This is a genomic window from Luteibacter sp. KNZ12-1A (assembly GCF_056755675.1).
This window is the reverse complement of record NZ_JBPGXU010000032.1, coordinates 1-17544: the sequence shown is the minus strand read 5'-3', so window position 1 is coordinate 17544 and position 17544 is coordinate 1. Positions and strand designations below refer to the sequence as shown.

Below are 17544 nucleotides of genomic sequence, written 5' to 3'. Positions count from 1 at the left end.
CGGTCAGGCGCGGGAGGTTACCAGCTTTGCGGTCAGAGGGAGACGAGGCCGAACGCGTCGAGCAGCAACACGGTGTTGAGGCTGAGCACGATGAGCGAGGCCACGATCGCGGCGAGGGTGACGGCCCGGCGGTTCGTGAATACGCCCATGATGTGCCGGCGGCTGGTGAACCAGACCAGGGCGATCATCGGGAACGGCAAGGCGATGCTCAGGGCCACCTGGCTCAACACCAGCGCGCGCGTGGCGTCCACGCCGGCGATCACCACGGCGAAGCTCGGCAACATCGTGACCGCCCTGCGCAGCCAGAGCGGAATCCGGAAGTTGACGAAACCCTGCATGATCATCTGCCCCGCCATCGTGCCGACCACCGAGCTGGAGAAGCCGGAGGCGATCAGCGAGATGAGGAAGATCGTCGCCGCCGCGCCGCCGAGCAACGGCACCAGGGTCTGGTACGCCGTTTCGATCTTCGCGACGTCCGGATGGCTACCGTGGAAGGCACCGGCCGCCATCACCACCATGGCCAGGTTGATCAGTCCCGCCACCGACAAGGCGAGGATCACCTCCAGGTTCGACAGGCCGATGATGCGGCGCCGTTCGTCGATGGTCTTCGGGCGCGCACGCCGCTCGGTCAGGCCGGAGTGGAGGAACAGCGCGTGCGGCATCACCGTCGCGCCGATGATACCCACCGCGATCGCCACCGCCGCGCCATCGGGAAGGCTCGGCACGAAGATCTGCTGGCCGAGGGAACGCCATCCGATCGGCGCGATGAACAACTCGGCCAGATAGGCCAGCCCGACCACCCCCACCAGGGCGCCGATGGTCAATTCCAGGCGGCGGTAACCCTGGCCTTCCAGAAGCAACAGCGCATAGGTGACGATCGCGGTGATGCCCATGCCCACCAGCAGGGGCAGGTCGAACAGCAGCGCAAGGCCGATCGCGCCACCGAGGAATTCCGCGAGGTCGGTCGCCATGGCGGCAAGTTCGCTCACCACCCACATGACGTAGACCAGGGGCTTCGGCAGATACTCGCGGCACAGTTCCGCCAGGCTGTGCCCGGTGACGATGCCCAGCCGCGCCGAAAGGCTCTGGAACAGCATGGCCACGAGGTTGGCCAACAACACCACCCAGAGCAATGCATAACCGTAGCGGGCGCCGGCCTGGATGTTCGTGGCGAAGTTGCCGGGGTCGATATAGGCCACCGACACGACCACGGCGGGACCGGCGAAAGGCAACAGGGCGGAGAGGCCGCGCCGGTGCCCATCGAGCACCTCGCGCATGGCCGGTTCTTCAGGCCGCTCGGGCGTGGCCTTCTGAAGCATGCTCAGGGCTCCGAGGTGGCGGCGTTCTCGCCGCTTGCGATCACCATACTACAGCCGAGCCGCCGGCTTGTGCGCCGGGGGCGATGGCACTTCGGACGGCGCCGCCTCGATCTCCACGGCGTGCTCGCTGGGACGGATCGGCTTGCCGCGCGCATCGGCCACGCCACGGGTGAGTTCCGCGCCCATCAGCACGATGATCGACGAGTAGTAGGTCCAGGTGAGCAGCACGATGAAGGCACCCGCGGGACCGTAGGCGCCACCGACGTCCGCATACTGGATGTAGAGTCCGATGGCGTACTTGCCGGCGAGGAACAGCACCGTGGTGAGCACGGCGCCGATCAAGGCCTCGCTCCAGTCGATCACCGCATCGGGAAGCACCTTGTACATCGCGCCGAAGGCGGCGGCGAACACCAGGACCGATACCGCGTATTCGACGACCCTCCAGGTCGTGCCGTCGCCACGGATCAGGGTCTGGATCACCGCGCTGACGATGAACGAAACGATCAGCATGAAGGTTATTCCGCCCAGCAAGCCGAACGCCCGGGCCCGGGCGCGAAGCCAGGCCCCCACCGCCTCGCCCGGCTTCGCCTTCACGCGCCATACGCGGTCCAGCGTGCCCTGCAATTGGGCGAACACGGCGGACGCGCCGAACACCGTCACCACGATGCCGACGATCCCGGCGAGATCGCCGAGCCGTGGATGCGACTTCGCACTGGCGATCACGCTGTTCAGGGCCTCGGCGGCACGCATCCCCACCACGCTGGCCAAGGCATCGGACAACTCCCCCTGCCACGCCGGATTCAGGATCGAGACGATCCACACCAGCAGGAGCAACAGCGGCGCGAACGACAGCGCCGCGTAAAACGAAAGGGCCGCCGCGCGGGTCATCAGTTCGTCGTCGCTGAATCCGTCGACGGCGGACATGATCGTGCGTTTGAAAGCGCCCAGGGCCCGTCCCATGCCTGTCCTCCTCGTCGTGATCTCCTCCACCATCGGTGCGGGACGATAAAGACGGAGCGCAGGAGATGTGAACGCGAAGGCGAGGAACCGCGCGGTAACCTCGGCTAGAATGCAGCGATGGCCCTGACCTTGCTGATCGCCGATGACCATCCGATGTTTCGCGGCGCCCTGCTACATGCGCTCGCCGAACCGCTGCGCGGTGGCCGGGCGTTGGAAGCCGCCAGCCACAGCGCGATGGAAGCCGTGCTCGCCAGCGGTGAAACGGTGGACCTGGTGCTGCTCGACCTGACCATGCCCGGCGCGATGGGGTTCTCGTCGCTGCTCTGGCTACGCGGCGAGCATCCGGACATCCCCGTGCTGGTGGTGTCGTCGAACGACCATCCACGCAACGTGCGTCGCGCGCAGCAATTCGGGGCCGCCGGCTTCGTCTCGAAATCGGCACCGGCCGAGGTGCTGCGCGACGCGGTGAACGAGGTGATGAACGGCGGCACCGCCTTCGCCGCCGCGCGTGCCGAACGCAGCGACGACGACGCGCGCCTCGCCGCGCGCCTCGCACGGCTCACTCCCGCGCAGTTCCGCGTGCTGATGCTGATGGCGGAGGGCCTGCTCAACAAACAGATCGCCGCCGAACTCGGCCTCGCGGAGAACACGGTGAAGATCCACGTGACGGCGGTGCTCTCCAAGCTGGAATGCCGTTCGCGCACCCAGGCCGCCGTGCTGGTGAAATCCCTCGACCTCGACGAAGGCGTCGACGGGTCACACCCCGGTTAGCCAGAGACCATCAACAGCCGGCTCATGACCGCGCGCAAGCGCGCCGGAGCCAATGGTTTCACGAGATAGCGAAGGCCGGCCGCGTTGGCCCGCTCGATGTCCGACGCACTGGGCGCGTCGCCGATCAGAACGGCCGGCGGCGCGTGCTCCCAACGCGCCATCAGCGCCGCGCGCAACTCGTCGCCAGCGACGCCGTCCAGGGGGTCTTCCTGCAAAAGGATGTCGGGTGCCTCGTCGGTCTCGGCGAAACGCAGCGCGGCGCCGGCGCTGCCAGCCGACACCACGTCGCAACCCCACGAAGCCAGCAGCGCGGTCGTGGCCTGGCGCGTGCCGATGTCGGCATCGATAAGGAAGATCCGCTTGCCCGCGAACGGCGATTCGTCTTCACCACGGACGGCATCCGCCGCGACGGGCGCGCCCTCGCCCGCCAGCGGCACCGTGATGGAAAAGACGCTGCCCTGCCCGGGCCATGAACGCACGCCTATGGCGGCGCCAAGCAGGCGGCCGATCCGCTCGACGATGGACAGGCCCAGGCCCGCGCTGCGGCGATCGCGGTCCACCCCGTTATCCAGTCGCAGGAACTCGTCGAAGATCGCCCGCGTCTTCGACTCGGGAATGCCGATGCCGGTGTCCCATACCTCGATGCGCACCCGGCCATCCCGCCTCCGCACGCCAAGCAGGACGCGCCCACGTGGGGTGTAGTGGATGGCATTGGAAAGGAAGTTCTGCAACACCCTGCGCAACAGCAGTGGATCGCTGCGAACGACGGCCCGCGTTTCCACCATGCGCAGGTCCAGGCCACGCGCCGCCGCCAGCACACCGAACTGCCGGGCGAGCTCGGCGAGCATCGGCCCCAGCGGCAACGCCACGAAACGCGCCTCCACCGCACCGCCCTCCAGGCGCGAAACGTCGAGCAGGCTCGCCAGCATCTCGTCCTGCGTGTCGAGCGCGCTGCGCACCCGCTCCAGCAACTGCCGTTCCTCCGCCGCCAGCGAACCGTCGGCCAGGGCGCCAACGAACATCCGCGCAGCGTTCAGGGGCTGCAGCAGGTCGTGCACGGCGGCGGCGACGAAACGGGTCTTCGAGCGATTGGCGCGTTCGGCGTCGGCCTTGGCCTCGTTGAGGGCACGGGTGCGCTCGTCCACGCGGCGTTCGAGCGTGCTGGCGAGGGTGCGCAGTTCGCGCGCCGCCGCCTTGTATGCGGTGATGTCGGCATAGCTGGTGACGAAGCCGCCGTCCGGCAGCGGATTGCCGCGTATCTCGATCGTGGTGCCGTCCGGCCGCTCGCGCTCGTACATGTGAGGGCTGCCGGCACGCAGGTAGTCGAGACGGCGCTGGATCGCTTCCTCCACGTCGCCGGGACCCAACAGGCCGCGGCGTGCGTTGAAGCGGAACACATCCTCGATCGGCCGGCCGACCTGCAGGAGCTCGCCGGGAAAGCCGAAGATCTGCTGGTATCGCGAGTTCCACGCGACCAGGCGCAGGTTGGCGTCCACGACGCTGACGCCCTGCGGCAGGTGTTCGAGATTGCCATGGCCACCCCGGGTCGCCTCGTGGGCGGCGGCCACCACGCTGTCCTGCGCGGAACGCAAGGCGGCCGCGTGGTGCGCGACCATCCGTTCGAGTTCCTCGCGGCTGCGCTGGCGCAGGCGTGCAAGACGGATGCGTTGTTGCAGGAACAGGCCGAACAGGATCAGTGGCAGCCACCCGGCCAGCACGATGAGCGCCGTATTCCGTCCGGCGACGGCGGCCGGCCGCGCATCGGCCAGCAGATGCAGCGTCCAGTCCTGCCGTGGCAGCGGCAGGCTGCGCCAGATCACCTCGTGACGCAGCGTGGGCGAGTCGACACGTACGCGCTCCGCCCCCTCGCCCGCGTCGCCGAGTGTTCGCCTCACGATGGGAGGCAGCGGGCGCCCGCCGTACTGGCGAGTCTCCTCGATCGAGGCGGCATCACGAGGTGCGAGCGGAAGCAGCGTGCGGTACATCCAGTCGCCCGGCCGGTTGGCGAGGAAGACGACACCGTGCCGGTCGGCGAGAAGCACGATGTCGTCGCCACGCGACCAGTCGTCGCGCACGTCGTCGAGGGTGATCTTCACCACCACGACGCCGACGTGCCTGCCGCTGTCGTCGTCCACGGCCCGGGCGATGAAATAGCCCGCCACGTTCGTGGATACGCCCACGGCGTAGAACGTGGCCCGGCCATCGCGCATCGCGTCCTGGAAATACGGGCGGAATCGGTAGTCGAGACCGACATTGCTCTCCGGGGTATTCCAGTTGTTCGCCGCCAGCGCGCGGCCCTGGCGGTCGAGCAAGGTCAGCGTCGAGGCATGCACGGCGCCATTGGCCTTGACGAGCTTGCTATTCAGCGCCGCCGTGTCGATCGCCGACGAGGGTCCCGAAAGCGCCGCGCGGAGCTCGGGATCGAGCGCGAGCACGTCGGGCAGGACGGTGAAGCGATCGATCAGGCGCCGCACCGCCAGGGCATGCAGGTTGAGCCGATCGGCCGATTGCCCGGCGATGCCGTCCAGTGCGCGGCGCCACGCCCACCACCCGCCCGACGCCGCGGTGGCCGCCATGGCGGTCACGAGGGCAAGCAGCCAGAGGATGCGGGTGGCGCGTGGTCGGGGCATGGGTTCCGGAACGTGGGCGAGCCGCTGCATCCTCGCATATCGACAGGTTCCCTAGCCGGAATGTGCTATGGGCTGGATGGCGCACAGGGGCTACAAATCGGCACCGCCCTTTCCGGGCGAAACCGTCGTGCCGCCATGTCCGTTCGCTCCGTCGCCGCTCCCGTCCCCCTGCCCTTCTACCGCCAGACCTATGCGCAGGTGCTGCTGGCGATCGCGCTGGGCGCGGTGCTGGGCCACTACTGGCCCGCCTTCGCCGAGTCGCTGAAGCCCCTTGGCGATGCCTTCATCAAGCTGGTGAAGATGATCATCGCCCCGGTGATCTTCCTCACGGTGGTCACCGGCATCGCCGGCATGCCCCATCTGAACGCCGTCGGCCGGGTGGTGTTGAAGGCGATGATCTACTTCCTCGTCTTCTCCACGCTCGCGCTGGTCGTCGGGCTCGTCGTGGCCAACGTGGTGCAGCCGGGCGCGGGCCTCGATATCGACCCCGCCACGCTGTCGACGAAGGAAATCGCGACCTACGCGTCGAAGGCGCACGATATCTCGCTCACCGGCTTCCTGCTCGACATCATCCCCGAGACCGTCGTCGGCGCCTTCACCTCGGGGAACATCCTGCAGGTGCTGCTTTTCGCCGTGCTGTTCGGCATCTCGCTGACCCTGGCCGGCGAGCGCGCACGGCCGGTGGTGGCCTTTTTCGAGGCGCTGACCGAACCGGTGTTCAAGCTCGTCCACCTGTTGATGAAGGCGGCGCCCATCGGCGCCTTCGGTGCGATCGCCTTCACCATCGGCCGCTACGGCATCGGCTCCCTGTCGAACCTGCTGTTCCTCGTCGCGACCTTCTACCTCACCTCGCTACTGTTCGTGCTGGTGGTGCTCGGCGCCGTGGGCCGCCTCGCCGGGTTCTCGATCTTCCGGCTGCTGCGCTACCTCAAGGCCGAGCTGCTGCTCGTGCTCGGCACGTCGTCGTCCGAAGCGGCCCTGCCCTCGCTGATGGAGAAGATGGAACGCGCCGGTTGCGATAAATCCGTCGTCGGCCTCGTCGTGCCCACCGGTTACTCGTTCAACCTCGACGGTACGAACATCTACATGACCCTGGCCGCGCTGTTCATCGCGCAGGCCACCAACACGCCGCTCACCCTGGGCGAACAAGTGGCCCTGCTGCTGGTGGCGATGGTCAGTTCCAAGGGCGCGGCCGGCGTCACCGGGGCCGGCTTCGTGACCCTCGCCGCCACGCTCTCGGTCGTGCCGTCGCTGCCCGTGGCAGGCATGGCGTTGATCCTCGGCGTCGATCGCTTCATGAGCGAATGCCGTTCGCTGACCAACTTCGTCGGCAATGCCGTGGCGACGATCGTCGTCGCCCGATGGGAGGGGGCGCTCGACCGCGAGGCCCTCGACGACGCCCTTTTCGATCGCGCCGGCGACGGCGCCACGCTCATCGCCACACAGGGGAAACAACCATGAAACTACTTCGCGCCGCGCTCATCGCGGCCGTCGTCCTCGCCAGCTGCGGCCAGGCCATCGCGCAAGCCGCGCCGGATGCCGGCAAGCCGGTCGTCATCGACCTGTGGCCGGGCACGCCCCCCGGTGGCGGTGGCCCCAGCGGTCCCGAACGCATCGGTCAATCGGGTACCGGCGTAGGCGCCGTATCCAACATCAGCCGTCCGCGCATCGAGGTATACAAGCCCTCGCGGCCGAACGGCGCCGCCGTGATCCTGATCGGTGGTGGCGGCTACTTCCGCATCGGCATCGGCCATGAGGTCATGCCGACGGCGAAGTGGCTCGCCGCGCTCGGGGTGACGCCGGTGGTGCTCTACTACCGCCTTCCCGCGGACCATTGGCCCGCGGTCGCACCCTTCCAGGATGCACAGCGGGCGTTGCGCGTGCTTCGCGCCCACGCGGCGGAGTTGGGCATCGACGCGAAGCGCGTCGGCGTGCTCGGCTTCTCCGCGGGAGGCAACCTCGCCGGCATCGCGGAGACCCGTTTCGCCGACAGCTTCTATCCGGCCGTGGATGCCGCCGATGGGCAGTCGGCACGTCCCGATTTCGCGGGGCTCATCTACCCCGTGGTGTCGTTGCAGAAGCCTTTCGATACCACGCGTTCCAGTCGCGAGCTGTCCACGCAGGCCGACGCCGTGCAGGCGTACTCGGTGGAGTTGCATGTATCCCACGACACGTCGCCCACCTTCCTCGCCCAGGCCGCCGACGATCCCATAGCGAATATCGGTAACAGCCTGGTGATGTTCGACGCACTGAGGAAAAACGGCGTCGACGCGGAACTGCATGTGTTCGACAAGGGCGGTCACGGCTGGGGCCTGGGCGATCCGGGTTCGGCGGTGGCGGCATGGCCGCGCCTGTTCGCTGCCTGGGCACGCCGTGCCGGCTTCTTCTCGTCGGTGGACACCGGCCCCTTCGCGATGCCGACGGCGGCGCCTCGTGCTCCCGCGGCCGACGATGCCGGCCCGGACGACAACTGATCGCCATTGACGAGACCCATGCCATGAAGACAAGCAAGTCCCGCCTCTACCCGGCGATCGCCGCCGCGCTGTTCGCCGGTGCTTCCTCGCCGCTGCTTGCCGCCGACCATGTAACCAATGCCGAACTGCTGAAACTCATCAAGCAGCAGGCCGCGCAGATCGACGACCTGAAGAAGCGGCTGGCCGCCGTCGAAAGCGAGCGCCATCCATCCACCGCAACGCCGTCTGTCGCCAGCACCACGGTGACGACGCCCGACGATCGCCACCAGGCCCAGGTGGACGCCGCCATCGCCGATACCCGTGAGAGCGAACTCGCACTGACGATGGCGCGCGGCGCCACGACCACGTCGTCCGGTGGCGGAGCACGCTGGGGACGCGGCGGCGAAGCCGGGCCCACCTTCCGCAGTGACGACGGTTTCTTCACCTTCAAGCCCGATGGCCGCCTGTTGCTCGACTTCACCCGCACCAAGGGTTCCGACTACGACACCCGCAACATCAGCGGTGCACAGATCACCAGCGCCCGCCTGGGCGGTGAAGGCACGATCGGCAACATCGGCTATCACATCGAAGCGGACTTCGCCGACAACGAGGTGGCGTTACGCCAGACCTACCTCACCTACACCACCAAGGTGTTCGGCAACACGACGAAGTTCTACCTCGGCAATTTCCTGAAGGACCTCGGCACGGAAGGCTCATCCGAATCCGCCCGCGTCCCCTTCATGCTGCGCAACGCGGCCACGGCGGTAGGCCAACCGGTCATCAGCTACTTCGGCATGGGCGGCCAGATGCGCATGTACGGCAGCAATTGGCACTACAGCTTGTCCGTGAGCGGCAATGCGCCGAACAGTTCCACCTCCGGCACGCACACCGACACCACCACCTACCTCACCCGCGCGCATTGGAATCCCTGGAAAAGCCAGGACGGTTTCCTGCACGTCGGTGCCTGGTACTACTACGAGAAGATCAGCGACGGCGTAACCAGCATCAACAACACGCCGGCCATCGCACTCGACTACAACGACAACCTCGCCGTCTCCGCCAGTTCGATCGCGAATCCGACACAGGACCACGGCAAGGGCTTCGAACTCGGCGGAGTGATGCGCAACGTCTGGATGATGACCGAGTACGGCAAGCGCACGATCGACTCCAGCACCGCCGATTCCGTCAGCCGCCACGGGTCGAGCTTCGCCGCCGGCTGGATGATCACGGGCGAGGCACCGGGATTCTCCAGCCGCTCGGGCAGCTGGAAAGCGGTGAAGGTGAACGACCCGGTCACCTCCGGCGGCTGGGGCGCGTTCGAACTTGCCGGTCGCGTCGATCACTACGACTACACGGGCGCGCCGCGGGGAGGCACCGGCAAGAGCTACACGCTGGGCCTCAACTGGTATCTCAACGACTGGTCGCGGCTGATGCTGAACTACATCCACTGGAATACCGACAACAAGGTCGGCAGCTTCCAGGGCCCGGATTCAGGCAACTCGCTGGGGGTCCGCGCACAAGTGGTGTTCTGACCCGGGTCAACGGATGCCCTGGTCACGCTTGCCGAGCTCGTCCATTTTCTTCTCGCCCTCCGCGATTTTCTTGTCGCGCTTTTTCTGGGCGGGCTTGTCGAGCCTGGCGACGTAATTGTCGTTGCGGTCGGCGGATTGGGGACGGTGTTTGCGGGATTCGTCGTTCATGGGCGCTCCTGGACGGCAAGGCGGCCGGTCGGATGACCGGCACGCCGACAGCGTCGCGGGAGCTGGTTTGGTGGAGCGTGGTCTTTACGTCATGGCCACGCTCACATTTGGCGGCCTAGGGTTTCGATGAATCAGCGCTCGAAGCACCGCGACGCGACGCTTCGATAGCACGTTCTACGTCGATGGCATCGCCTTCGCGAGGTGACGGCCAGACGCTATCGTTCTCCTGCGGAACGTCATCACTTCCGACCGCTATATCTTCCGCACCCGCGGTTTCCATCCACTCCCGTAACACCAACTCGCTCCATTCGCCACCGGTCATGACGGTCACCACGGATTTGCCGAGTGTTTCGGGAGCGTCGGGTGTAACCGAGCGATCGGAAGCCAGGCCGCGCGCCCCTGAATCCCGCTGCCTGTTGAGTCCGAGGTGGCTGACATCGGAGAGGACATTGGACGGCGCGTTCGAACTGGCTGGTGAGTCACCGATGCTCTCATCAGTGGCGACGACGATGCGATCACGAGGCATGCCGCGGCCGAGCATCTTGTCGACGATGGCCGCGGCGGAGAACTGGTTGGGGAAGTAGCCGGTGACGTGATGCATGGCGATGCCCTGTTCGGAGGGAGCATACCGATACACCCGAGCCGGTAAATGCGATGTCACGGCGCTGTTTACGGTGCCGCCATCACCCAAGCTCTACGCGGTGGCGCGTCGACGTTTCGCGGGTTTTACGGATAGGCGGAACCCCAGGGCGCAAAACACCTTATTCATCGTTTCGAATTTCGGCTGCGCCCCAGGACGAAGTGCTTTGTAGAGGCTCTCGCGGCCCAGACCGGAATCCTTCGCCACCTGCGCCATACCGCGTGCGAGGCAATCGCAGAATACGTTCGTCAGGTTCTGGAAGGCCCTTGACGACACTCCCTTTCATGCCAAAATGACCCAAGAGTCATTAATGGCGACGGAGGGTGCACCATGCTTGACGTACTCGTAGTCGGCGCAGGTCCCACCGGCCTGGTTCACGCCCTCTGGCTGCACGCGCAGGGCGTCAAGGTTCGCATCATCGATCGCACCGGGGCCCCGGGCACGACGTCCCGCGCAATGGCCGTGCAGGCGAGGACGCTGGAGCTCTACCGCCAACTCGGACTCACCGATGAGGTGGTGTCGGCAGGCTTCCGCACCCCCGCCATGAACATCTGGGCGCGGGGCAAACACCGGGCCAGGATCGCCGTGCAAGACATCGGCCGCGGTATGTCGCCCTACCCCTTCATTCTCGTGTATCCCCAGGACTTTCACGAAAAAACCCTCGTGGCGAAGCTTCAGTCGGTCGGCATCGAGGTGGAACGCAACACGGAACTGTTGTCCCTTGAAGACAAGGGTGAGCATGTCGAATCCCGCGTCCGCCGCGCCGACGGTACGGAAGAGACCATCCACGCCCGATATCTGGCCGCCTGTGACGGCGCAAGTTCGACCGTTCGCAAGCAACTCGGCATCGGCTTCGAAGGTGGCACCTACCGGCATGTGTTCTATGTGGCCGATGTGGAACTGTCCGGGCTCGACAACGCGGGGGAAGCGCACGTCGCCCTGAACGGCGAGGATTTCGTTGTCGTATTGCCCTATAGCGGCGACGGCAAGGCCCGATTCATCGGCACGGTCCGCGACGAGCGAGCGGACCACCCGGAAAACCTGACCTTCGACGATGTCGGCCACGAGGCCATGGCGAGCGTTGGCATCCATGTGGACAAGGTCAACTGGTTTTCCCACTACCGGGTGCATCACCGTGTCGCCGACCGATTCCGCCAGGGACGTGTGTTCTTGATGGGCGACGCGGGACATGTCCACAGCCCGGCAGGCGGGCAAGGCATGAACACCGGCATCCTCGACGCGATCAACCTTGCCTGGAAGCTGGCGGCTGTCATCCATGGACAAGCGCCGGATGCCCTGCTCGATACCTATGCCACCGAGCGCCAGGCATTCGCCCGCGAACTGGTGAAGACCACCGACCGGATCTTCAGTCTGGTCACCGCCGACGGTGGGCTCGCCAACCTGATGCGGAGCTACGGCGTGCCGCTCATCGCCGGTGTGATCTACACGATCGGCAGCGCGCGCGAAATGCTCTTCAAGACGGTGTCGCAGACGGGCCTGGCTTACAAGGACAGTCCCTTGAGCGAGGGTCGCGCCGGTGACGTCGAAGGGGGCGATCGGCTGCCCTGGGTGAACGTCGACGGACAAGACAACTTCGAATCCCTGCCCGTCATGGGTTGGCAGGTGCACGTCTACGGCACGGCAACCCCTGGCGTAAGAGCCTGGTGCGTCCAGAACGGCGTGACACTGCGGCAGTTTGCATGGGCCGATGAGCATGGCAAGGCAGGCCTGAAGCAACACGCCGTCTATCTGCTTCGCCCCGACACATGGGTCGCGCTGGCCGATCCCGAAGGTTCGGCCGATACATTGGATGCCTACTTCACGTCGCGCTCTTATATGGTGGGAAAGGAACAAGGCGGCATCCGTGACTGAAAAAGAGACGAAATGGACCCGGCGCAAGGACGCCCGTCCCCAGGAAATCATCGAGGCCGCCATCGATGAATTTGTCGCCAAGGGCTATGCCCACACCAAGCTGACCGACGTGGCGAAACGCGCCGGCGTGGTCAAGGGAACGATCTACCGGTATTTCGAAACCAAGGCGGACCTCTTCCGTGCCGTGGCACGACACCTCGCCTCCGAAAACCTCAAGGCCATCGAGAATGCGCCCGGCGCCACGGATGTCGATGCGCTGACCCTTCTTCCCATGCTGTTGGGGCACGTGGCCGGGAAGATGAGTGACGCGAGATTGCCGGGCATCGTGCGTATGGTCTTGCTTGAGGGCCGGACGTTTCCGGACCTTGCCAGCGTGTGGCATGACGAGGTCATCGCCAGGGTCGCTGGTGTCCTGACAGGAGTCATCGAACGCGGGCAGAAAGCGGGACGCATTCGTGCCGGCGATCGGGCCTTGATGCTGTTTTCCGTGATGGGGCCGATGTTGATGGGGGTTCTTTTTCGGGAAACGTTCCCGGACAGCCCGTTTGCGCCGGACCTGCATGCGCTTGGTGCGCAGCATGCGGGCGTGCTTACGGCTGGTCTGCGTGCGTGACCCCTGGGTCGTGCGGTCGAGTCCTATGAGTTGTCCGGTGACGCCGCCGCGCCGGTGATCTGATCGAGGTTCGCGATCAGCCGGGTAAGCAAGTTCACGAGTTGGCTTGCTTCGTCTTCCGTGAACCCGTTCAACGCGTCACGATTCCCTTTGAAGAGTGTTTCGACGGCTTCGGGCATGCGGTTCTGCGCCGCCTTCGTGAGAACGATACGGCTGCTTCGACCGTCTTCCGGGTGGGGCGTCCGACGAATCCACCCGTCACGCTCCATGCGAGCGAGCATTTGCGCCATCGGTGGTTGTTCGACCTTGGCGAAACGGGCCAAATCCCGTTGCGTGCTTGCCTTCCCGTCCCGCAATGCGATCAGCACCGGTAATTGACCCACGCCGAATCCCAAGGGCTTGAGGCGTGCCTCGCTCAGGCGGGCGAATCCCCGTGCCGCCAGGCTTATGAGGTGTCCTGGCGTGGAAAGCACGTCGTTCTTCATTCCATTCATCCTCCGTCCGGGTTGACTGTCAACTATATATGTACGTATATATATTGACAGACGAGTTGGCAAGTGCGGCTTACCCGCCCGCTGACGCTCATCAACCTTGAGGAATCGGCATGTCGGAAAACTACGCGAAACTTATCGAGCGCCTCTATGACCGCTTCAACGCGAGGGACATCGACGGCGTACTCATCGAGCTTGCCGGTGATGTCGCCTGGGCCAACGGCATGGACGGTGGCCATGTTCACGGGCACGAGGCTCTACGAGACTATTGGACGCGGCAATGGTCGGTCGTCAGCCCACACGTCGAGCCCGTGGCCTTTCATGAAACAGACGATGGCGTCGTCTCGGTCGAGGTGATTCAGACCGTCTTCGATCTCGATGGGCAGCCGTTGAAGGGGCAGGCCCATGGGTTGAAGGACAAGACGGTGATGCATGTGTTTCGGGTGGAGGGTGGGAAGGTGGTGCGCTTTGATATCGGGGATGTCCCCACTCGTTAGTTGCAGCACCATGCCAAGCGCGGCACAGCGCCCCCCCCAATTGCGCGACAGATCGGGGTCAGCGTAACCATGGCGAGGCGAGATCGGGACGCCGGCCATAACAGCGAATCAGAAGACTTGTGCGACCACCAGCGCAAAGAGCGCCGTCTTGTCCGGGACTACCGGATAGCGACGGATGTAGTCACGGGTCTCCTGTATAGAACGAGCGGCATAGGCACCGGCATCCTCGCCAGCCTTCGGGTCGGTATGCCAGTTAGCGTAAGCGAGCTTGAATCCCTCCGCTGTTTTGTAGAACACATCCCCGCCAAGAATTGCCACACCAGTGCCAACGAGGACTTCAGCGGCGGTAAGAGCATCCTCGGCAACCAGGGCCACATCGGCGGTTCCGAACGCTTCCATCATGGGAATGCCCCGGTCCGAGAGCAGGTGCGAGAAGGTGGGTGGAAGGCTCATTACTGGTTATCCGGCACAAAGAGGCGATGGTTGATCGTGTTTTTGTCGTCCTTGATGAACTGAAAAACACCGTTGTAGGTGTTGTTCTTCGAACTATAGGCCCCACGGATTTCCAGCGCGATCCAAGCATCATGCACGGGAGCCCTACGGAGAACCAAACGGGTTGGTGCAGGGTATGTTCACTGGCTCCGCCCCAATACGCCGCTTTGGACTCGTCCGAGGGGAAGCCCAAGAATATCGCCGAAGGCGCTGCTCCAGGCGCCGGGGCAGTTTGGGTGTGTCTCGCAAGCTAGGTGGCTCCCATCACGGAGCGCCGAATACAGCTCAGGCAGCTGACATGGCGCTACCCATGTTGCATTTAGGCCACCTCAAAGCTACATCTCCGCTAGATACCTTGAGCTGGGAGAACCGGTCCAGAAAAGAACCGATGAGCCACGTACCTGCACACGAACCCTGTTATGAGCATCGACGGCACGATAAACCACCACGTTCTTAGCAGAAATATGGCATCTGCCGATGAACGTATGAAAGCCAGCAGTACGCCTAGAGGAAGAGGTACCACCGCTAACGTTCCGGCAGGTGCTATGGCAGGTGAAATGAGAAGGACGCCCAAAGCAACAAATGCTGATCGCTTGCGATGGCTGAACCGTGCGGTTTTTTGCATCGAGTAGAAAATGACTGCCAATAAACCGATGCCAAGCACCAGCTCGACGATGGAAATAAAACCAAGAATCAACACAGTGGAAAGCATTGGCATAGTCCTATGCAAAGATTGCTAGAGGCCGTCGCGCGCCATGTATGGCGCTCGTACAGCCAAGGTCAAATCAGTGCCCCAGTGTAGGCCCGCTTCAATAGGAGCATCGGCGTACACCGGAGGCGAAACTATCCATGGCGCAGAAATATTGCCGTCAACAGTGCTCCACACGGGGTAGGCAAACCAATCGTTTGGCCCAGCCAAAGCGCCATCGCCGGTCTCGTCTGTGACGATGGAAATCATTCCGTTGTCGTTAACCACAGATCGAGTGACCTGACCCGGATATAGCAGATGGCCTGGGAGCGGCGTGTTGGTGATGGAGCAATTCGACGGGTCAACGCTGTGCACAACAGGGCCCAATCCGGGAATGGTTTCGGTATCGCCCATCTTTATAGGGTGAGATGGATAAGAAAACGGTGCCGGATACTGCCGCAGTCGATCAAAGACATTCTGTGCAGTGCATCCGGGCTGAGTCACAGAGCAAATGAAATTTTTAACCGAGTAGTGATGGGGATCTAGCCCGAGCGGATCTGCGTAGCTCAGCGGATTTCCACCCACATAGGCGTATGTGCTGCCGCCGTCGGCCAAGCCATCGGGGTCACTCTGCATGTACCGACCGGTTGCCGCATCAAAGCTGCGATTGATGTTGTACCTCAGACCCGCCTCACCATCCGCATACTGGCCAGGCAGACGCAGGTTGAGGACATAGCCAGTGGTTGAGTTTGCACGATTCTCGCCGAACGGATTCGAGGCATACGGCCAAGTCCAGACGACAGCGCCGATCGTCGACGTCACCGCACGCGGCGAACCAAGCCCATCGGCGGTGACGAAACCAAGCGTCGACCCATCGGCGACCGCAAGCGGCAGGCCATCTACCGCGATGTAATCGCGCCACGTCGACCCCGAGGCCTCGGACACCAGGCGACTGCCGTTGTCGTAGACAAACCGCGTCGTGGTAGACCCCACCGTCTTGGCCACCCGCTCGTCGAGGGCGTTGTAGACATACGAGCCGGCGATCGCACCCGCCACCTGGACGCTCGTCATCCGGCCCCGGCCGTTGTAGACGTAGGTGGTCGTCGTGCCGGCGGACACGTTCCCCGTGGTGCTGCCGTTGGCATCATACGTGCGCGACGCCGTCCCCATGTTGGTGAGCCAATGGGTCCCAGCCTTGTACTTGTAGGCGCCAGTGTAGGAACCCGGCGCCGTTTTGCTCAAACGATCGCCGGTCTGGTTGTAGGTGTACGCCTCGATGACCTTCCCCGAGCCGTCCCTGACCGTGGTCAGGCGGTTGAGCGCGTCGTACACGTAGCTGGCGGTCCCGCCACCCGACTCGGAGACCCCGGTCATATTGCCGACGGCATCGAGGACAAAATGCAGTTCGAGAGCAGGGGCGACAAGGTCCGTGACCCGGTAGTTGGCGTCGTAGGTGCGGACCACGGACTGGTTGTTGCCAAGAACGTATTGCTGCACAGACCCGAAAGGCAGCCATTTGATGCTGGAGAGGTAGTGCGGAAGTCTCATTGAGGCCTCGTGTATCCCGACTTGCGCGCCGAAGCTTTTTCGCGGCCACGCTATTTGGTAGTAGGTGCCCCAAGACACCCAAGCTAACGCGGGTTAGCTTGGGTCTATAGAGCTGGAGAACCCCGCAGCCACTTAAATGATTGATCGCAAATAGATCTAGGCCATCTGGCGAACTGGAAGCGGCGGCCAGCTAGTGGCAAGCGCGATTGACCACCTTGATCAACGGCTGACCTCCGTCAACGGCATCAAGGTTCAGGCCGGACGCGTCTGCTAAAAACGCCCGCGACTCGGTTGAAGGTCGTTCCTGGCTAGCGCGCGATTAGACCAAGATCCAACAGGCTCTTCCCAGCGGCCGCGATGGCGTCCTCGTTCGATCGGGGACGCCAGCCCAAGATCCGACGGGCCTTCTCGCTGGACGGCTCGCGGCGCACGCCAAGGTTGGGGACCATCTCACGGGCCCGCTTATCCACGAGCGCAACAAGCCGAACCTGCCAACTGGGCAAGCGCTTTGTCGGAACCTTGGCGGCTGCGGCGCCCAGGCGTTCGTGAAGGACCGAAGCGATGTCTGCCATGGACATCAGGGGACCTGCCGCAGCCAGGAATCGCTGCCCACTGGCCCCCTCACTTCGCATGGCTCTTAGATGGAGATCAGCCACGTCGCGAACGTCCACCACGCCGAACGCGACATCAGGCAGGCCGGGTAAGCCGCCCTCCAGCATCGCTTTCACAATGCCGATGGAGGTGGAGTAGTCCGCACTCAGCGCCGGCCCAAAGATGCCCACCGGGTTGATCACCGTCAGTTCCAAACCATCGCCTTCGGAAGCAACAAAGTCCCATGCCGCGCGCTCCGAGAGCACCTTGGAACGGATA

At 64.4% G+C, this 17544-nt stretch carries 18 protein-coding genes; 7 read left to right on the top strand and 11 right to left on the bottom strand.

All coding sequences use genetic code 11. The features are described from left to right. Window positions 1-32: 32 nt before the first annotated feature. Both ACR9ZJ_RS08965 and ACR9ZJ_RS08960 read right to left on the bottom strand, forming a co-directional pair. Entirely contained in the window at window positions 33-1319 is a 1287-nt protein-coding gene (locus ACR9ZJ_RS08965) for an Nramp family divalent metal transporter (protein ID WP_481287571.1), read from the bottom strand. A 48-nt stretch (window positions 1320-1367) separates the two neighbouring features. Then, a complete protein-coding gene (locus ACR9ZJ_RS08960) occupies window positions 1368-2279 on the bottom strand; it encodes a YihY/virulence factor BrkB family protein (RefSeq protein WP_481287570.1) in 912 nt (303 codons plus the stop codon). A gap of 117 nt (window positions 2280-2396) precedes the next feature. Between ACR9ZJ_RS08960 and ACR9ZJ_RS08955 the strand changes: the two genes are divergently transcribed. After that, the gene (locus ACR9ZJ_RS08955; protein WP_481280692.1) at window positions 2397-3050 is read left to right on the top strand and encodes a response regulator; all 654 of its coding nucleotides are present in this window, start codon (window positions 2397-2399) and stop codon (window positions 3048-3050) included. On the opposite strand, the gene ACR9ZJ_RS08950 is transcribed toward ACR9ZJ_RS08955, so the two are convergent. Beyond that, on the bottom strand, window positions 3047-5680 hold the full coding sequence (locus ACR9ZJ_RS08950; RefSeq protein WP_481287569.1) for a hybrid sensor histidine kinase/response regulator: 2634 nt from the start codon (window positions 5678-5680) through the stop codon (window positions 3047-3049). The two genes, ACR9ZJ_RS08955 and ACR9ZJ_RS08950, sit on opposite strands and share 4 nt — an antisense overlap. Window positions 5681-5815: 135 nt before the next feature. Here ACR9ZJ_RS08950 and ACR9ZJ_RS08945 point away from each other — a divergent pair, with 135 nt between their 5' ends. Genes ACR9ZJ_RS08945 through ACR9ZJ_RS08935 form a run of 3 tightly spaced genes read left to right on the top strand, consistent with a single transcriptional unit; the run spans window position 5816 to window position 9665 of the window. Next, window positions 5816-7141, top strand: coding sequence for a dicarboxylate/amino acid:cation symporter (locus ACR9ZJ_RS08945; protein ID WP_481287568.1), 1326 nt, complete (start codon window positions 5816-5818; stop codon window positions 7139-7141). After that, a complete protein-coding gene (locus ACR9ZJ_RS08940; RefSeq protein ID WP_481287567.1) occupies window positions 7138-8154 on the top strand; it encodes an alpha/beta hydrolase in 1017 nt (338 codons plus the stop codon). The genes ACR9ZJ_RS08945 and ACR9ZJ_RS08940 overlap by 4 nt, the downstream gene beginning before the upstream one ends. 23 nt (window positions 8155-8177) lie before the next feature. Continuing rightward, a complete protein-coding gene (locus ACR9ZJ_RS08935; protein WP_481287566.1) occupies window positions 8178-9665 on the top strand; it encodes an OprO/OprP family phosphate-selective porin in 1488 nt (495 codons plus the stop codon). 6 nt (window positions 9666-9671) lie between these two features. Here ACR9ZJ_RS08935 and ACR9ZJ_RS08930 read toward each other — a convergent pair whose 3' ends face one another. The 3 genes from ACR9ZJ_RS08930 to ACR9ZJ_RS08920 all read right to left on the bottom strand — a co-directional run bounded on the left by ACR9ZJ_RS08930 (window position 9672) and on the right by ACR9ZJ_RS08920 (window position 10689). Beyond that, window positions 9672-9833: a hypothetical protein gene (locus tag ACR9ZJ_RS08930; RefSeq protein WP_481280697.1), complete on the bottom strand. Its 162-nt coding sequence runs from the start codon at window positions 9831-9833 to the stop codon at window positions 9672-9674. Between the two features lie 115 nt (window positions 9834-9948). Further along, on the bottom strand, window positions 9949-10434 hold the full coding sequence (locus tag ACR9ZJ_RS08925; protein ID WP_481287565.1) for a hypothetical protein: 486 nt from the start codon (window positions 10432-10434) through the stop codon (window positions 9949-9951). A 93-nt stretch (window positions 10435-10527) separates the two neighbouring features. After that, window positions 10528-10689 (bottom strand): addiction module antidote protein, encoded by a 162-nt coding sequence (locus ACR9ZJ_RS08920; protein WP_481282704.1) that lies wholly within the window; start codon window positions 10687-10689, stop codon window positions 10528-10530. A 114-nt stretch (window positions 10690-10803) separates the two neighbouring features. On the opposite strand from ACR9ZJ_RS08920, the gene ACR9ZJ_RS08915 reads away from it, so the two are divergent. Both ACR9ZJ_RS08915 and ACR9ZJ_RS08910 read left to right on the top strand, forming a co-directional pair. Then, on the top strand, window positions 10804-12345 hold the full coding sequence (locus ACR9ZJ_RS08915; RefSeq protein WP_481287564.1) for an FAD-dependent monooxygenase: 1542 nt from the start codon (window positions 10804-10806) through the stop codon (window positions 12343-12345). Beyond that, window positions 12338-12958, top strand: coding sequence for a TetR/AcrR family transcriptional regulator (locus ACR9ZJ_RS08910; protein WP_481280702.1), 621 nt, complete (start codon window positions 12338-12340; stop codon window positions 12956-12958). The genes ACR9ZJ_RS08915 and ACR9ZJ_RS08910 overlap by 8 nt, the downstream gene beginning before the upstream one ends. A gap of 23 nt (window positions 12959-12981) precedes the next feature. Here ACR9ZJ_RS08910 and ACR9ZJ_RS08905 read toward each other — a convergent pair whose 3' ends face one another. Then, entirely contained in the window at window positions 12982-13443 is a 462-nt protein-coding gene (locus tag ACR9ZJ_RS08905; RefSeq protein ID WP_481287563.1) for a MarR family winged helix-turn-helix transcriptional regulator, read from the bottom strand. A 119-nt stretch (window positions 13444-13562) separates the two neighbouring features. On the opposite strand from ACR9ZJ_RS08905, the gene ACR9ZJ_RS08900 reads away from it, so the two are divergent. After that, complete coding sequence (locus ACR9ZJ_RS08900) at window positions 13563-13946, top strand: nuclear transport factor 2 family protein (RefSeq protein WP_481287562.1); 384 nt, start codon at window positions 13563-13565, stop codon at window positions 13944-13946. 108 nt (window positions 13947-14054) lie between these two features. On the opposite strand, the gene imm40 is transcribed toward ACR9ZJ_RS08900, so the two are convergent. The 4 genes from imm40 to ACR9ZJ_RS08880 form a co-directional block, all read right to left on the bottom strand. After that, window positions 14055-14399, bottom strand: coding sequence for an Imm40 family immunity protein (gene imm40 / locus ACR9ZJ_RS08895; RefSeq protein ID WP_481287561.1), 345 nt, complete (start codon window positions 14397-14399; stop codon window positions 14055-14057). 385 nt (window positions 14400-14784) lie between these two features. Next, window positions 14785-15150 (bottom strand): hypothetical protein, encoded by a 366-nt coding sequence (locus tag ACR9ZJ_RS08890; RefSeq protein WP_481287560.1) that lies wholly within the window; start codon window positions 15148-15150, stop codon window positions 14785-14787. Window positions 15151-15174: 24 nt separating this feature from the next. Beyond that, window positions 15175-16674, bottom strand: a complete 1500-nt coding sequence (locus ACR9ZJ_RS08885) for an RHS repeat-associated core domain-containing protein (RefSeq protein WP_481287559.1) — start codon at window positions 16672-16674, stop codon at window positions 15175-15177. A gap of 308 nt (window positions 16675-16982) precedes the next feature. Further along, on the bottom strand, window positions 16983-17544 hold a 562-nt coding region (locus ACR9ZJ_RS08880; protein WP_481287558.1), incomplete at its 5' end, for a Rossmann-fold NAD(P)-binding domain-containing protein.

What these genes read in the sequence shown, in the direction of transcription:
- ACR9ZJ_RS08915 (WP_481287564.1), top strand. Translation starts at nt 10,804, where the DNA reads ATGCTTGACGTACTCGTAGTCGGCGCAGGTCCCACCGGCCTGGTTCAC.
- ACR9ZJ_RS08965 (WP_481287571.1), bottom strand. Translation starts at nt 1,319, where the DNA reads ATGCTTCAGAAGGCCACGCCCGAGCGGCCTGAAGAACCGGCCATGCGC.
- ACR9ZJ_RS08935 (WP_481287566.1), top strand. Translation starts at nt 8,178, where the DNA reads ATGAAGACAAGCAAGTCCCGCCTCTACCCGGCGATCGCCGCCGCGCTG.
- ACR9ZJ_RS08950 (WP_481287569.1), bottom strand. Translation starts at nt 5,680, where the DNA reads ATGCCCCGACCACGCGCCACCCGCATCCTCTGGCTGCTTGCCCTCGTG.
- ACR9ZJ_RS08905 (WP_481287563.1), bottom strand. Translation starts at nt 13,443, where the DNA reads ATGAAGAACGACGTGCTTTCCACGCCAGGACACCTCATAAGCCTGGCG.
- ACR9ZJ_RS08940 (WP_481287567.1), top strand. Translation starts at nt 7,138, where the DNA reads ATGAAACTACTTCGCGCCGCGCTCATCGCGGCCGTCGTCCTCGCCAGC.
- ACR9ZJ_RS08885 (WP_481287559.1), bottom strand. Translation starts at nt 16,674, where the DNA reads ATGAGACTTCCGCACTACCTCTCCAGCATCAAATGGCTGCCTTTCGGG.
- ACR9ZJ_RS08890 (WP_481287560.1), bottom strand. Translation starts at nt 15,150, where the DNA reads ATGCTTTCCACTGTGTTGATTCTTGGTTTTATTTCCATCGTCGAGCTG.
- ACR9ZJ_RS08960 (WP_481287570.1), bottom strand. Translation starts at nt 2,279, where the DNA reads ATGGGACGGGCCCTGGGCGCTTTCAAACGCACGATCATGTCCGCCGTC.
- ACR9ZJ_RS08920 (WP_481282704.1), bottom strand. Translation starts at nt 10,689, where the DNA reads ATGGCGCAGGTGGCGAAGGATTCCGGTCTGGGCCGCGAGAGCCTCTAC.
- ACR9ZJ_RS08925 (WP_481287565.1), bottom strand. Translation starts at nt 10,434, where the DNA reads ATGCATCACGTCACCGGCTACTTCCCCAACCAGTTCTCCGCCGCGGCC.
- ACR9ZJ_RS08955 (WP_481280692.1), top strand. Translation starts at nt 2,397, where the DNA reads ATGGCCCTGACCTTGCTGATCGCCGATGACCATCCGATGTTTCGCGGC.
- imm40 (WP_481287561.1), bottom strand. Translation starts at nt 14,399, where the DNA reads ATGAGCCTTCCACCCACCTTCTCGCACCTGCTCTCGGACCGGGGCATT.
- ACR9ZJ_RS08930 (WP_481280697.1), bottom strand. Translation starts at nt 9,833, where the DNA reads ATGAACGACGAATCCCGCAAACACCGTCCCCAATCCGCCGACCGCAAC.
- ACR9ZJ_RS08945 (WP_481287568.1), top strand. Translation starts at nt 5,816, where the DNA reads ATGTCCGTTCGCTCCGTCGCCGCTCCCGTCCCCCTGCCCTTCTACCGC.
- ACR9ZJ_RS08900 (WP_481287562.1), top strand. Translation starts at nt 13,563, where the DNA reads ATGTCGGAAAACTACGCGAAACTTATCGAGCGCCTCTATGACCGCTTC.